13 protein-coding genes and 1 riboswitch are annotated in these 13,928 nt (G+C 67.9%); of the genes, 10 read left to right on the plus strand and 3 right to left on the minus strand.

Annotation, left to right across the window (positions count from 1 at the left end; translation table 11 throughout):
• The 3 genes from NN2_RS20875 to NN2_RS20885 form a co-directional block, all read left to right on the plus strand.
• On the plus strand, nucleotides 1–897 hold an 897-nt coding region (locus NN2_RS20875; protein WP_156511388.1), incomplete at its 5' end, for an MFS transporter.
• Nucleotides 898–985: 88 nt separating this feature from the next.
• The gene (locus NN2_RS20880; RefSeq protein WP_063015594.1) at nucleotides 986–4,327 is read left to right on the plus strand and encodes an error-prone DNA polymerase; all 3,342 of its coding nucleotides are present in this window, start codon (nucleotides 986–988) and stop codon (nucleotides 4,325–4,327) included.
• Between the two features lie 48 nt (nucleotides 4,328–4,375).
• Nucleotides 4,376–4,606, plus strand: coding sequence for a DUF167 domain-containing protein (locus NN2_RS20885; protein ID WP_030513536.1), 231 nt, complete (start codon nucleotides 4,376–4,378; stop codon nucleotides 4,604–4,606).
• 30 nt (nucleotides 4,607–4,636) lie between these two features.
• Here the strand turns inward: NN2_RS20885 and NN2_RS20890 are convergent, their stop codons facing one another.
• Complete coding sequence (locus NN2_RS20890; RefSeq protein ID WP_030513537.1) at nucleotides 4,637–5,101, minus strand: tRNA (cytidine(34)-2'-O)-methyltransferase; 465 nt, start codon at nucleotides 5,099–5,101, stop codon at nucleotides 4,637–4,639.
• 302 nt (nucleotides 5,102–5,403) lie between these two features.
• Here NN2_RS20890 and NN2_RS20895 point away from each other — a divergent pair, with 302 nt between their 5' ends.
• Both NN2_RS20895 and NN2_RS20900 read left to right on the plus strand, forming a co-directional pair.
• Nucleotides 5,404–5,916, plus strand: a complete 513-nt coding sequence (locus NN2_RS20895) for a GNAT family N-acetyltransferase (protein ID WP_228792825.1) — start codon at nucleotides 5,404–5,406, stop codon at nucleotides 5,914–5,916.
• A gap of 170 nt (nucleotides 5,917–6,086) precedes the next feature.
• Nucleotides 6,087–6,332, plus strand: coding sequence for a DUF3017 domain-containing protein (locus tag NN2_RS20900; protein WP_081879271.1), 246 nt, complete (start codon nucleotides 6,087–6,089; stop codon nucleotides 6,330–6,332).
• A gap of 2 nt (nucleotides 6,333–6,334) precedes the next feature.
• On the opposite strand, the gene metX is transcribed toward NN2_RS20900, so the two are convergent.
• Nucleotides 6,335–7,495: a homoserine O-acetyltransferase MetX gene (gene metX, locus NN2_RS20905; protein WP_063015637.1), complete on the minus strand. Its 1,161-nt coding sequence runs from the start codon at nucleotides 7,493–7,495 to the stop codon at nucleotides 6,335–6,337.
• 2 nt (nucleotides 7,496–7,497) lie between these two features.
• Nucleotides 7,498–7,752 (minus strand): hypothetical protein, encoded by a 255-nt coding sequence (locus NN2_RS20910; protein ID WP_063015595.1) that lies wholly within the window; start codon nucleotides 7,750–7,752, stop codon nucleotides 7,498–7,500.
• A gap of 13 nt (nucleotides 7,753–7,765) precedes the next feature.
• Nucleotides 7,766–7,877, minus strand: a riboswitch (SAM riboswitch).
• 313 nt (nucleotides 7,878–8,190) lie between these two features.
• Between NN2_RS20910 and NN2_RS20915 the strand changes: the two genes are divergently transcribed.
• From NN2_RS20915 to NN2_RS20935, 5 genes are all read left to right on the plus strand, one after another.
• Nucleotides 8,191–9,408, plus strand: a complete 1,218-nt coding sequence (locus tag NN2_RS20915) for an NADP-dependent isocitrate dehydrogenase (protein ID WP_063015596.1) — start codon at nucleotides 8,191–8,193, stop codon at nucleotides 9,406–9,408.
• Between the two features lie 305 nt (nucleotides 9,409–9,713).
• A complete protein-coding gene (locus NN2_RS20920; RefSeq protein WP_245658795.1) occupies nucleotides 9,714–11,000 on the plus strand; it encodes an MFS transporter in 1,287 nt (428 codons plus the stop codon).
• 51 nt (nucleotides 11,001–11,051) lie between these two features.
• The gene (locus NN2_RS20925) at nucleotides 11,052–11,636 is read left to right on the plus strand and encodes a potassium channel family protein (RefSeq protein WP_146098797.1); all 585 of its coding nucleotides are present in this window, start codon (nucleotides 11,052–11,054) and stop codon (nucleotides 11,634–11,636) included.
• 38 nt (nucleotides 11,637–11,674) lie between these two features.
• Entirely contained in the window at nucleotides 11,675–12,319 is a 645-nt protein-coding gene (locus NN2_RS20930) for a TetR/AcrR family transcriptional regulator (protein ID WP_030513545.1), read from the plus strand.
• Nucleotides 12,320–12,703: 384 nt separating this feature from the next.
• Nucleotides 12,704–13,921, plus strand: coding sequence for a lipid-transfer protein (locus NN2_RS20935; RefSeq protein ID WP_063015638.1), 1,218 nt, complete (start codon nucleotides 12,704–12,706; stop codon nucleotides 13,919–13,921).
• The last annotated feature ends 7 nt before the right edge of the window (nucleotides 13,922–13,928 follow it).

The following is a 13,928-nucleotide window of genomic DNA, read 5'->3' on the forward strand; positions in this document are numbered from 1 at the left end:
GCCGGACCGGTGATCGGCGGCGTATTGCTGGCGACGCTCGGCTGGCGGTCGCTGTTCCTGGTCAATCTGGTGATCGGCGCCTGCGGACTGCTGGCCACCACCCGGGCGGCGGCGACGCCCGCGAGCACCGGCCGTGGCATGGATCCGGTCGGACAGCTCACCGTGGTTGTGGTGCTGTGCGGTTCGACCTACGGCTTGATCGAGGGTGGCCACCGGGGCTGGAGCTCGGCGCCGGTGCTGACCGGATTGATCGCGGCGGCGGCAGGTGCGGTCTTCTTCGTGCGGTGGGAGCGCCGGGTGGCGGACCCGATGTTGCCGTTGGATCTGTTCGCGCACCCGGCCTTCTCGGCCGCCTCGGTCGTCGGCTTCGTGCAGAACTTCGCCTACTACGGCATCGTCTTCCTGCTGTCGCTGTTTCTGCAGGAGCAGCGCGGTGATTCGGCGCTGGTGACCGGGCTGGTATTCCTGCCGATGAGCCTGGCCGCGCTGACCGCGAATCTGCTCGGAGGCCGGATCACCGCCGCGGTCGGCCCGCGCTCGCCGATCGTCGGTGGGCAGCTCGCCTTCGCTGGTGGTCTGCTGCTGCTCGTTCTGGCCGGTGCGGATGCTCCGCTGTGGATGATCTGGGTGGCGACCGTCCCGGTCGGCTTCGGTGCGGGAACGGTCGTGCCGGCGATGACCAGTGCGGTGCTGGAGAGCGTGCCGGCCGCCCGGGCAGGGGTGGCGTCCGCGCAGCTCAACACGGCACGGCAGGTCGGCGGCGCGGTCGGGGTCGCGGTATTCGGCACGCTGGTGGCCGGTGACTTCCTCGGCGGCCTGCGGACGTCGCTGGTGATCGCCGTCCTCGCACTGCTCGCCGCCGCGGTGGTCGGCGGGATATTCGTCCGGACCCGCTGATCGCAGCGGGGCCGCCTTCCGAACGTTGCGCCCACGAGTTAGCATCGGTATCGAATATACGTTCGAATCTACGAAGGTGCGTGCCGATATGGGCTGGGGAAACGGCCCGCCCACCTGGGCGGAAATGGAGCGGGTGCTCTCCGGTCTGCCTGGGCGCGGGGCCGCCCCGCCGGGTGACGGCGGAGACAGCCCGGCGTGGTCGCATACACGCGGCGAATACCGGGCGGGGTCGCGGCCGGAGCCGAGCGGTCCGCTGGTGCCGTATGCGGAATTGCATACGCATTCGGCCTACAGCTTTCTCGACGGCGCCTGCCAACCCGAGGAGTTGGTGGAGGAGGCGGTGCGCCTGGGGCTTGAGGCCCTGGCGCTCACCGATCACAACGGCTTCTACGGGGTGGTGCGTTTCGCCGAGGCCGCCGCCGAATGGGGGCTGCCGACGGTGTTCGGCGCCGAATTGTCGCTGGGTGAAATCCGCGACGCGACAACGATATTCGGCTCCGCTCCGATGGACGATTCGCAACCGCGCACGGGGGAACCGGACCCGTCCGGGCCGCATCTGCTGGTGCTGGCGCGCGGGCAGGAGGGATATCGGCGGCTGTCGCGGGAGATGTCGGCGGCACATATGGTGGCCGGTGAGAAGGGAATCCTGCGCTACGACCTGGACCGGCTCGCCGCCGCCGCCGACGGGCACTGGCATATTCTCACCGGCTGCCGCAAAGGTCATGTGCGCCGGGCGCTGGAGCGGGGTGACGCCGAGGCGGAGGCGGCGCTGCGCCGGCTGATGGATCTGTTCGGCCGCGACCGGGTGAGCGTCGAACTCACCCACCACGGAGTGCCCGACGACGACGAACGCAATGCCCGGTTGATCGCCCTCGCCACCCGGTTGGACGTGCCGGTGATCGCCACGACCGCAGCGCATTTCGCCACCCCGGCGCAGGGGCGCCGGGCGATGGCGCTGGCGGCCATCCGGGCACGGTGCAGTCTGGACGACATCGACGGCTGGCTGCCGCCCACCGGTGGCGCGCATCTGCGCTCGGGTGCGGAAATGGCCCGGCTCTTCGCCGAATACCCGCAGGCGGTGGCCGGGGCGGTCGATCTGGCTCGCGCATGCGCCTTCGATCTGCGCTTGATCGCCCCCGAATTACCGCCGTTCGACGTGCCGCCCGGCCACGACGAGAATTCCTGGCTGCGGGAACTCACCCTCGCCGGAGCGCGCGATCGTTACGGCCCGCCGGAGGGGAATCCCAAGGCGTACCGGCAGATCGAACACGAACTACGGATCATCACCGAACTGAATTTTCCCGGCTACTTCCTGGTCGTGCACGATATCGTCCACTTCTGCAAACAGAACGACATCCTGTGCCAGGGCCGGGGGTCGGCGGCCAATTCCGCGGTCTGCTACGCGATCGGCATCACCAATGTGGATCCGGTCGCCAACGATCTGCTGTTCGAACGTTTCCTGGCGCCCGAACGCGACGGCCCGCCCGATATCGATCTCGATATCGAATCCGATCGCCGGGAAGAGGCGATCCAGCACGTCTACCGCAAGTACGGTCGCGAATACGCCGCCCAGGTGGCCAATGTGATCACCTATCGCGGCAAGTCCGCGGTGCGCGATGCCGCTCGCGCGCTGGGTTTCTCGCCCGGCCAGCAGGACGCGTTCAGCAAACAGGTGAGCCGATGGACCGGGGTGGCATCCGAAACGCATACCGATATTCCGGACCGGGTCCTGGAACTGGCGGGTGAGATCGAGGGCCTGCCGCGACATCTCGGTATTCATTCCGGCGGCATGGTGATCTGTGATCGGCCGATCGCCGACGTCTGCCCGGTGGAGTGGGCGCGCATGCCCGGGCGCAGTGTGCTGCAGTGGGACAAGGACGATTGTGCCGCAGCGGGTCTGGTGAAATTCGATCTGCTCGGTCTGGGCATGCTCTCGGCCCTGCACTACATGATCGATCTGGTGCGCGAGCACAAAGGTGAGGTCGTGGAATTGCACGCCCTCGATCTCACCGAATCCGCCGTCTACGAGATGCTGGCGCGCGCGGATTCGGTGGGAGTGTTCCAGGTCGAGTCGCGCGCCCAGATGGCGACACTGCCGCGGCTGCGCCCGCGTGCCTTCTACGATCTCGTCGTGGAGGTCGCGCTGATCCGGCCCGGCCCCATTCAGGGCGGTTCGGTGCATCCCTATATCCGCCGGCGCAACGGCCGGGAGGAGGTGACACTCGACCATCCGGCGCTCGAGAGTTCGCTGGCCCGCACCCTCGGAATTCCGCTGTTCCAGGAACAACTCATGCAGATGGCGATCGATATCGCGGGTTTCACCGCCGCCGAGGCGGACCAGTTGCGCCGCGCGATGGGATCGAAACGGTCACCGCAGCGCATGGAGCGGCTGCGCGGCCGCTTCTATCAGGGCATGCGTGATCTGCACGGAATCACCGGAGAGCTGGCCGATCGCATCTACGAGAAGATCTACGCCTTCGCGAATTTCGGTTTCCCGGAAAGTCATTCGCAGAGTTTCGCCGCGCTGGTGTTCTATTCGGCCTGGTTCAAACTGCATCATCCCGCGGCGTTCTGCGCGGGGCTGCTGAACGCGCAGCCGATGGGTTTCTACTCTCCGCAGTCGCTGGTGGCCGACGCCCGCCGGCACGGGGTGGTGGTGCACGGGCCGGATATCAATCACAGCCTGGCCGGGGCGACGCTCGAGCAGTGCGGAACCCAGGTGCGACTGGGCTTGTCCGCGGTCCGGCACATCGGTGACGACGTGGCCGAAAAGATCGTCGCCGCACGGTCTTCCGGTCCCTATCGATCGTTTCTGGATTTGACCGGGCGGGTCGAGTTGACGGTGCCGCAGGCCGAGGCCCTGGCCACCGCGGGTGCGCTCGGCAGCATCGAGTCCGCATCGGGCCACGGTCTCGACCGGCGGCAGGCGCTGTGGGCGGCCGGTGCGGCGGCGGGGGAGCGGGCGGATCGGCTGCCGGGGACCGGGGCGGTCACCGACGCACCGGCGCTGCCCGGGATGAGCGAACTGGAAATGGCGGCCGCCGATGTGTGGGCGACCGGTGTGTCGCCCGGTCGGTATCCCACCGAATTCCTGCGTCCGCGGCTGGACGAACTCGGCGTGGTCGCGGCGAACCGGCTGCTCGCCGTGCCCGACGGGTCGAAGGTGCTGATCGGCGGTGCGGTGACGCACCGGCAGCGACCGGCCACCGCGTCCGGGGTCACCTTCATCAATCTGGAGGACGAGACCGGCATGGTGAACGTGGTGTGTTCGGTGGGGCTGTGGCGCCGCTATCGGCGCATCGCCCAGGGCGCTCCCGCGCTGCTGATCCGGGGGCGGGTGCAGAACGCCGAGGGTGTGGTGAGTGTGGTGGCGGAACATCTGCAGCGCATGGACCTGCGCATGGCCTCGAAGTCACGCGATTTCCGCTGAACGGTCGCGGCTACGCTCGTCCCACCGACCGACATCGAGGAGCAGCACGTGGCGACCGTGGTCCGCGCGACCATCAAACCCAACAGCCGCAAGGGCCCCCTCGTCGAAACCCTCGACGACGGCACCCTGCAGCTGTACGTGCGCGCCCCCGCGGTGGAAGGCAAGGCCAACAAGGCCGCGATCGAACTTCTCGCCCAGCACTACGGCGTGCCCAAGTCGGCCGTCCACCTCACCGCGGGCGCCACCTCCCGCTTCAAACGCTTCACGATCGACATCTGAGGCGTGCCGTTCGGGCGCGGGCCTCGGCGGCTACACGGCGCCCGGGAATCCCAGCTGCCGCCACGCCTCGTACACCGCGACCGCCGCGGCGTTGGACAGGTTCATCGACCGGCGACCGGGCAGCATCGGGATGCGCAGCTGATCGGTGATATGCGGGTCGGCCAGGACGTCGGCCGGCAACCCGGTCGGTTCCGGACCGAACAGCAGGACGTCTCCGGCCCGGTAGGAGATATCGGTGTTGTGCGTGGTGGCGTGCGTGGTGAAGGCGAAGACGCGCTCGGGACGCAGGGATTTCCATGCGGCGGAGAGGTTTTCGTGCACGGTGACCACCGCGAGATCGTGGTAGTCCAGTCCGGCGCGGCGCAGCTTCGGCTCCGACAGATCGAATCCGAGCGGCTCGATCAGATGCAGTTCGCATCCCGTGCCGGCCGCCAAACGGATCGCATTGCCCGTATTCGGTGGGATACGCGGTTCGAAGAACACCAGCTTGAGCACACCGAGACGGTACCCGTCCCGGATAAGTGGTACGCCTCGCAGCCCGGCCTCTGTTACCGTGATCGGCGGCCGTATGGCGACGGCCGATCCGTTTCGACGATGCCGCGATCGCCTCGGTATCGATGAGCTCCCGGGAGGTGGATCGATGACTGTGCGTGAGGCCGCCGTGCGTGCAGGTGCCGGACACCTTCCCCAGGGCCCCTTCCGCGCGTCGGCCTGATCTCGTCCGCGATTGCGCCGAGCGCCCGCTCGCGCAGCCGCGTCGACTCATCACCCGATCGATACGAAACGGATTCGTAGCATTGACTATTCGAACCTGGATCACGCGCGCCGAAACCGCCGCCGACATCCCCGCCGTCCACGCGGTCACTACCGCCGCATTCGACCGGCCCGACGAGGCCGACCTCGTCGAGGCGCTACGCGCCGACCCGGCCTGGATCGACGGCCTGTCGATCGTGGCGACCGGACCGGACGACGCAGTCGTCGGCTATGCGCTGCTGACTCGTTGTCATATCGGCGATATCCCGGCGCTGTGCCTGGGACCGTGCGCCGTACTGCCCGAGTATCAAGGCACCGGTGCCGGGGCGGCGGCCGTTCGTGCCGCACTGCGGGCCGCTGCCGACCGCGGCGAGCATTTCGTCACAGTGCTCGGCCACCCCGAGTACTACCCGCGGTTCGGTTTCCGGCGGGCAAGCCGATACGGCATCGATCTGAGCATCGATGTCCCCGATGACGCGCTGATGGCCCTCGCACTCGACGCGGACCATCCGCTCCCGGCGGGCCGTATCCGCTACGCCGCACCGTTCGGCGTCTGATCGCAGCTCGGTCGCGGCGGCCGCATCCGGTGGCCGTCGTGACCGGGCCCGCCCCCGCTCCCGGGGGCGGCACGACCGGACATGCGAGAATCGCAGCCGTGACCGACGTGCTGACCACCCACCCACAGCATTCCAGCCCGGCGAGCCGCTTCTTCCAGGTTCATCTGCCGATGTTGCTGGTCGTGGTGGTGCTGCTGGTCGCGGTGGTCTTCGTGGCCCAGGACCGGTGGCGGCGCGGCGCGTTCTTCATCGGCGGGGCGACCCTGCTGGCGGCGGTGTTCCGGTTGTGCCTGCCGACGGCCCGGGTGGGGCTGCTGGCGGTGCGCAGCCGCCCGTTCGACATCGGCGCCTACACCGTGCTGGGCGGCGCGATCATCGTGCTGGCGGTCACCATCAGCAGCCTCGGCGTCGGCTGAACTCAGGACGCGCGGGCGTCCTGCGCGGCGCGCGCCAACTCCATCGTCTGCTCCAGCAATTTGCCGATCGCCTCGGTCTCGGTGAGGAAACCGTCGTGGCCGTCGCGCGAATGCACGACTTCCAGGCCCTTGCAGCCGGGCAGGAGATCGGCCAGTTCCTGCTGAGTCCGCAACGGATACAACCGGTCCGAGTCCACGCCGCCGACCACGCAGGGCACCGGGGTGGCGGCCAGCGCGGCCTCGATACCGCCGCGTCCGCGCCCGACGTCGTGCCGGTTCATGGCCTCGGTCAGCAGCACGTAGGTGGCCGCGTCGAACCGCGCGACCAGCTTGTCGGCCTGATGTTCCAGATAACTCTGCACCGCGTAACGGCCACCGTCCCAAGGGTTTTCGTCACCCTGGGCGGTGTTGGCGAACCGATGGTCGAGTTCGAATTCGGTGCGGTAGGTCAGATGCGCGATCCGGCGCGCGATGCCCAGCCCGGCCTGCGGGCGGCGGCCGGTGTCGTGATAATTGCCGTCCTGCCAGTCCGGATCCGAGGTGATCGCGGCGATCTGGGTGGTCTGGGTGCCGATCTGATCCGCGGTGGCGCGGGCGCCGACCGCCAGCACCAGGGCCGCGTCGACGCGATCGGGATAGCCGACCATCCATTCCAGCACTCGCATGCCGCCCATCGAACCGCCGACCACCGCGGCGATGCGGGAGATGCCGAGCAGGTCCAGCAGCACCACTTCGGCGCTCACCTGGTCACGAATCGAAATCTCCGGAAACCGTGCGCCCCAAGGCTTTCCGTCCGGCGCGAGGGACGAGGGGCCGGTGCTGCCCTGGCAACCACCCAGAACGTTGGTCGCGATCACGCACCAGCGATCGGTGTCCAATGCGGCGCCCGGTCCGACCAGTCCGTCCCACCAGCCCGGAAGGGCGTGCAGTTCGTCGGGCTGTCCGCAGACGTGCGAATCTCCGGTCAATGCGTGCTCGACCAGCACCACGTTGTCCAGGCCGGGGGCCAGTTCGCCCCAGCGCTGCACGGCCAGTTCGACACCGGGGACGACCGCCCCGTTCTCGACGCGGACATCGCCGATGCCGATGATGCCCACCGTGCCGTCCGCGGGTGGTAGCAGTGTCGTTGCGCCCGGGCGTGACGTGCTCGATTCGATACTCACGGTCACCGTGCCGTCACCACGTCGAGCCGTGCCAGGCCGTCTACTCCCGTGCCGTCGAGTCCCAGGATCCGCATCGGCCCGCGGACCTGCCGGAACACGGCGCCGGAGGCCGCCGGGTCGGCGCACGGCGAGAGCGCACGCGTGGTCGAGGCGGTACGGAGGGCTGGGGCACACACATCCCCGATGGTAGCGATACGCCTGCGCCGCTCCGCCGCCTCCACGCACTTGTCGACGATGGGCACGGTGGACTCACTCACTTGTTGCTCCTGACAGTCGCGCTTGCCCTCGGCTTTCGAGAGCCCGGTCAATCACCCGGAGCACCCCACCGCAACTGGAGGGTTGCCGGCCAGCGAGCCGGGGCTTGGCGCTGGCACTCATGACCTGCCGTGGATGGTAACAATCGGTCACGGCGGGGGCGAGGGTTGGGCTCGCCCGATTCGAGGCGGATGTTCGCGGTGTATGTCCGTTTCCCTGGCGACCGGACATCGGGCCGGTGTGACGTGGGTAGCTCGCAATGGGACCGCCCCTGTCAGTGAGACCCAGCGCACCAGTACGCTTGTCTTGTTTAGCACCAGGCGTCTCGTGGACAACGCGGGGCGTATACGTTGTCTGTTGAACAGCTGGGGTCCGCTCACAAGCGTGCTCGCCTGGCCGTGCAATGGGAGCACACCTTCCTTAGGAGGACACGAAGATCCATGTCCAAGATCAAGGTTGAAGGGACCGTCGTCGAACTCGACGGCGACGAGATGACCCGGATCATCTGGCAGTTCATCAAGGACAAGCTGATCCATCCGTACCTCGATGTGAACCTCGAGTACTACGACCTCGGCATCGAAACTCGCGACAAGACCGATGACCAGGTGACCGTCGACGCGGCCAACGCCATCAAGAAACACGGCGTCGGCGTCAAATGCGCCACCATCACCCCCGACGAGGCACGTGTCGAGGAATTCGGTCTCAAGAAGATGTGGCGTTCGCCGAACGGCACGATTCGTAACATCCTCGGCGGCACCATTTTCCGCGCGCCGATCATCATCTCCAACGTTCCGCGCCTGGTGCCCGGCTGGACCAAGCCGATCATCATCGGCCGTCACGCCTTCGGTGACCAGTACCGCGCCACCGACTTCAAGGTGCATCAGGCCGGCACCGTCACGATTCAGTTCACCCCGGAGGACGGCTCCGAGCCGATCGTCCACGAAGTGGTGAAGATGCCCGAGGACGGCGGCGTCGTCATGGGTATGTACAACTTCAAGAAGTCGATCGAGGACTTCGCGCGGGCGTCGCTGAACTACGGCCTGCAGCAGAACTACCCGGTCTACATGTCGACGAAGAACACCATCCTGAAGGCCTACGACGGCATGTTCAAGGACACCTTCCAGGAGATCTTCGAGACCGAGTTCAAGGAAGAGTTCGAGGCCGCCGGACTGACCTACGAGCACCGGCTGATCGACGATATGGTCGCCTCCGCGCTCAAGTGGGAAGGCGGCTACGTCTGGGCCTGCAAGAACTACGACGGCGACGTGCAGTCCGACACCGTGGCGCAGGGCTTCGGCTCGCTGGGCCTGATGACCTCGGTGCTGCTCACCCCGGACGGCCGCACCTGTGAGGCCGAGGCCGCGCACGGCACGGTGACCCGCCACTTCCGGCAGCACCAGCAGGGCAAGCCCACCTCCACGAACCCGATCGCCTCGATCTTCGCGTGGACGCGGGGTCTAGCGCATCGCGGCAAGCTGGACAACACCCCCGAGGTCATCGGCTTCGCGCAGACCCTCGAGGACGTCGTGATCAAGACCGTCGAGAGCGGCCAGATGACCAAGGATCTGGCGCTGCTGGTCGGCGGCAACCAGGGCTACCTGACCACCGAGGAATTCCTCGGTGTGCTCGACGCCAACCTGGCGCGCGAACTGAGCTGAACGCTCACGACCGGCCGGAATCCGGCGCGGCCGGTAGACATATCCGGGCACCCGCCCCCACCGATCCCGGTGGCCGCGGGTGCCCGAATTGCTTTCCGCACCCGATCGCGCGGCGTGTGAGGTATCCGACAGCGCGCCGGGCGCGGCCTCCGATGCGGCGAGAGCCGTTGTCCCGCAACGATTTCGATGCTCCTCGGACGGCGCCGGCGAGCGGAAGCCGGTTCCGGTGAGTCGAATCACCCCGGCCGCCGGTATCACCGCGACGGCCGCGCGTGTTGGCCACACCCGTGGCCGACTCAGCTCCCGTGCGTACCGCACCTCCCGTCGACTTCCCCTCGGCGCCGTCTGCGAGTGACGCGTCGTCCCGTGCGGCGCTCGGCTCGGCGCGGGAGACTTCCGTCCGCACCGGATGGCATGTTCCGGCGATGCTCGCGCTGGCGCTCGGCGGTTTCGGAATCGGCACCACCGAATTCGTCACCATGGGACTACTGCCCGACATCGCCGCGGATCTGCATGTTTCCGAGCCCACCGGCGGACATGCCGTCTCGGCGTACGCGCTGGGCGTGGTGGTCGGCGCGCCCGTGATCGCGGCACTGTGCGCCCGCATGCCGCGTAAGCGCCTGCTGATCGGCTTGATGATCGCGTTCACCGTCGGAAATATCGCCTCGGTGCTGGCCCCGGCGTTCCCGGCGTTGGTCGCCGCGCGTTTCGTCGCCGGTCTGCCGCACGGCGCCTACTTCGGTGTCGCCTCGCTGGCCGCCGCCTCGCTGGCGCCGGTGGGGCAGCGGGCCAAGGCCGTCGCCGCGGTGATGCTGGGCCTGAGTGCCGCCAATGTGGTGGGCGTCCCCGCGGCCACCTGGCTCGGGCAGGGGCTCGGCTGGCGTGACGCCTACGTGGTCGTCGCCGTCATCGGGCTCGCCACGGTCTTCGCGATCACCCGCTTCGTGCCCGATCTGCACGGCGTGCGGGTGACCGATCCGCGCACCGAACTGACCGCCCTGCGCCGCCCCCAGGTCCTGCTGACCCTGCTGGTCGGCGCGGTCGGCTTCGGCGGCATGTTCGCGGTGTACACCTACATCACCTCGACCCTCACCGATGTCGCCGGCATGGGTCAGGGCCTCGTGCCGATCGTGCTGGCACTGTTCGGCCTGGGCATGGTCGCGGGCAACATCGGCGGCGGCGTCCTCGCCGACCGCGGCGTGGACCGCTCGGTGTTCGTCGCGCTGATCGCGATGGTCGTGATTCTCGCGGCTTTCGTTGCGGCAGCACACAATCCGTTCACCGCCGCCGCGGGCGCCTTCCTGGTCGGCGCTTCCGGAGCCGCACTGGCGCCCGGCCTGCAAACCCGCCTGATGGACGTCGCCCACGACGCCCAAACCCTCGCCGCCGCCCTCAACCACGCCGCCCTGAACATCGCCAACGCCGCCGGCGCCTGGCTGGGCGGCCTCGTGATCGCGGCGGGCCTCGGTTACACCGCGCCCGCCGTCGTGGGCGCGGGCCTCGCCGTCGCAGGGGTGGTGCTGTTCACCATCACCGTGTGGTCGTCTCGCCGCGTGGCGCGACGCCGTGAACCGGTCGCTCCTCGCCTGTAGCCGACCGGGAGAACGCCGGGCAACCTCCCCTTGTGCGACCCTCCGGCGTGGTTGAGTGATCCCGAGCAGGCGGCAGAACTCGACCGGGAGGTCAGGATGGATCCGCAGGAACAGTGGAGCGGCGGTGACGGTGCGCGGCGGCGGGCGGCGTTGTATGCCGCCGCCCGAACCGCGGTGACGACGATCGTGCTCGTCGCGCTGTATTTCGTCCTGCCCTTTCATCATCTGGACAAGCTCGGCCCGCTACTGGGCCTGTGTGGTGGTCTGGTGTTGGTCGTCGTGCTCATCGTGCGGCAGGCCACGCGGATCGTCGCCGCGCCCTATCCCGGACTCCGCGGAGCCGAGGCGCTGACCATGATCGCGGTGGTGTTCATTCTCGTATTCGCCACGACGTATGTGTTGATGTCGTCGGCCGCGCCGGACAGTTTCACGATCCTGCTGACCCGGGTCGATTCCCTCTACTTCACGGTGACCGTGCTGGGAACGGTCGGTTTCGGCGATATCGCTGCGACCTCGCAGGCCGCCCGCGTCATGGTGACTGTGCAGATCCTGGCCGATCTGGCGCTCATCGGCGCCGGCGTGCGTGTGGTGCTGGCCGCGATCCAGCGCGGCCGTGCGGCGCACGAGCCCGAGTGAGTTTCATGCACGTGTGTATGTAAGTGTAGGATTTCCGAATGGCCAGATCTGTCGTCGGTAAGCCGCCGCGTCGTACGCAGGAGCAGCGCAGCAGTGAGATGCGGGTGCGGCTGCTCGACGCGACCATCGATTGCCTGGTCGAATACGGCTATGCGGGCACCACGACGCCGCGCGTCGCGGAACGGGCCGGGGTCACTCGCGGCGCTCAGGTGCACCATTTCGGTTCCAAGACAGATCTGGTGGTGGCCGCCATCTCGCATCTGGCGCAGCGGCGCACCGAGGCCGCGATGAAGGAGCTGGGCCGGTTGCGCGCCGGCGACGATCCGATCGGCGCCACCCTCGACGCGATGTGGGAGCTGCATCAAGGACCACTGTTCATCGCGGCCATGGAGCTGTGGGTGGCCGGGCGCACCGATCCGGTGCTGGCCGCCGAGGCCGAGAAGGTCGAGCCGTTCGTCAACAACGCCGTCCTGATGGCGGTATCGCAATTGGTCCCGGACGAATTGCGGCGCAAGGAAGTTCGGGACTTCGCCTATACCGCGATGGACACCTTGCGCGGAATTCTGGTCTCCAACTTCGTATCCCCCGATCCGGAGCGTGCCCACCGCCGCTGGCAGCGAGCTTCCGCGCATCTGCGCCGGGCCGCCGAATCCGCACTGCCGGGCCTGGGAATCGGGGGCTGAGAGCTCTGAAAGGCTCCGCGCCGGCGCCGATGTGCGGTGCCGTGGGGCTTCCCGGTAGCCGCCTCGCGACGAATGACGCTGCGGCGCAGTCCGATGCGCCGACTCTCGCGCGCGGGAGATCGGGCTGCTGTTACGGGCGCCACCGCTGACTGCCGTACCGCCCCGCCGGTGCGCCGGCGGCGGGGCGCGCGCTATAGCGAGCTACAGATGCACCTGTACGTATCAACACAAACGTCCTAACTGCGCATACCTCCCGATCCGGCAGCGACCTCACGCACCCTATTGCGCATTTACATACAGCTCCGTATGTTTGTTTCCAGTTCGATCGGAACGGATCGACCGCTGCCGCTCGCCGGGGCGGCCGACTGGGAGAAGGGTGGTTCGATGACGAACAAGGTCTACGTCGTCGGCGTCGGAATGACGAAGTTCGAGAAACCGGGGCGACGGCAGGTCGAGGAGGCCGACGGGACGACCCGTGCGTGGGACTACCCGGATATGGCCCGCGAATCCGGCACCAAGGCGCTGGCCGACGCCGGAATCGACTATCGCGAGGTGCAGCAGGCCTACGTCGGCTACGTCTACGGCGAGTCCACCTCCGGCCAGCGCGCGGTCTACGAACTGGGGATGACCGGTATCCCGGTGATCAACGTGAACAACAACTGTTCCACCGGATCCACCGCGCTCTACCTTGCGGCACAGGCGATTCGGGGCGGGCTGGCCGACTGCACGCTGGCGCTGGGCTTCGAGAAGATGCAGCCCGGATCGCTCGGCTCCACCTGGGACGACCGCGAGCAGCCGATGGCCAAGCACATGATGGCGCTGGCCGAGATCTCCGAAGTGCTGTTCCCGCCGGCGCCGTGGATGTTCGGCGCCGCGGGCCGCGAACATATGAAGCAGTACGGCACCACCGCGGAGCATTTCGCGAAGATCGGATTCAAGAACCACAAGCATTCGGTGAACAACCCGTATTCGCAGTTCCAGGACGAGTATTCGCTCGACGACATCCTGGGCGCGAGGATGATCTACGACCCGCTCACCAAGCTGCAGTGCTCGCCGACCTCGGACGGTTCGGGCGCGGTGGTCCTGGCCTCCGAGAACTTCGTCGACCGCCACGGTCTGGCCGGGCGGGCGGTGGAGATCGTGGGCCAGGCGATGACCACCGATTTCGCGTCCACCTTCGACGGCACCGCGAAGAACCTCATCGGCTACGACATGAATGTGCAAGCCGCGCAGCAGGTGTACCGGCAGTCGGGCCTGGGCCCGCAGGACTTCCAGGTGATCGAACTGCACGACTGCTTCTCCGCCAACGAACTGCTGCTCTACGAGGCGCTGGGCCTGTGCGGCGAGGGCGAGGCCGGCAGCCTCATCGACGGCGAGCAGACGACCTACGGCGGCAAGTGGGTGGTCAACCCCTCCGGCGGCCTCATCTCCAAGGGGCATCCGCTGGGCGCGACGGGTTTGGCGCAATGCAGCGAGCTCACCTGGCAGCTGCGCGGCGAGGCCGACAAGCGTCAGGTGGACGGCGTCACCGCCGCGCTACAGCACAACATCGGCCTCGGCGGAGCCGCGGTCGTCACCGCCTACCAGCGCGCCGAGCGCTGAAAGGAGT

It is taken from the genome of Nocardia nova NBRC 15556, from assembly GCF_001613005.1.
Taxonomy (GTDB): Bacteria; Actinomycetota; Actinomycetes; order Mycobacteriales; family Mycobacteriaceae; genus Nocardia; species Nocardia nova.

Bases quoted from the DNA above. Each gene is read 5' to 3' on its own strand.
- NN2_RS20880 (WP_063015594.1), top strand. From the start codon at position 986: ATGGGCTGGGGAAACGGCCCGCCCACCTGGGCGGAAATGGAGCGGGTG.
- NN2_RS20900 (WP_081879271.1), top strand. From the start codon at position 6,087: ATGTTGCTGGTCGTGGTGGTGCTGCTGGTCGCGGTGGTCTTCGTGGCC.
- NN2_RS20915 (WP_063015596.1), top strand. From the start codon at position 8,191: ATGTCCAAGATCAAGGTTGAAGGGACCGTCGTCGAACTCGACGGCGAC.
- NN2_RS20930 (WP_030513545.1), top strand. From the start codon at position 11,675: ATGGCCAGATCTGTCGTCGGTAAGCCGCCGCGTCGTACGCAGGAGCAG.
- NN2_RS20935 (WP_063015638.1), top strand. From the start codon at position 12,704: ATGACGAACAAGGTCTACGTCGTCGGCGTCGGAATGACGAAGTTCGAG.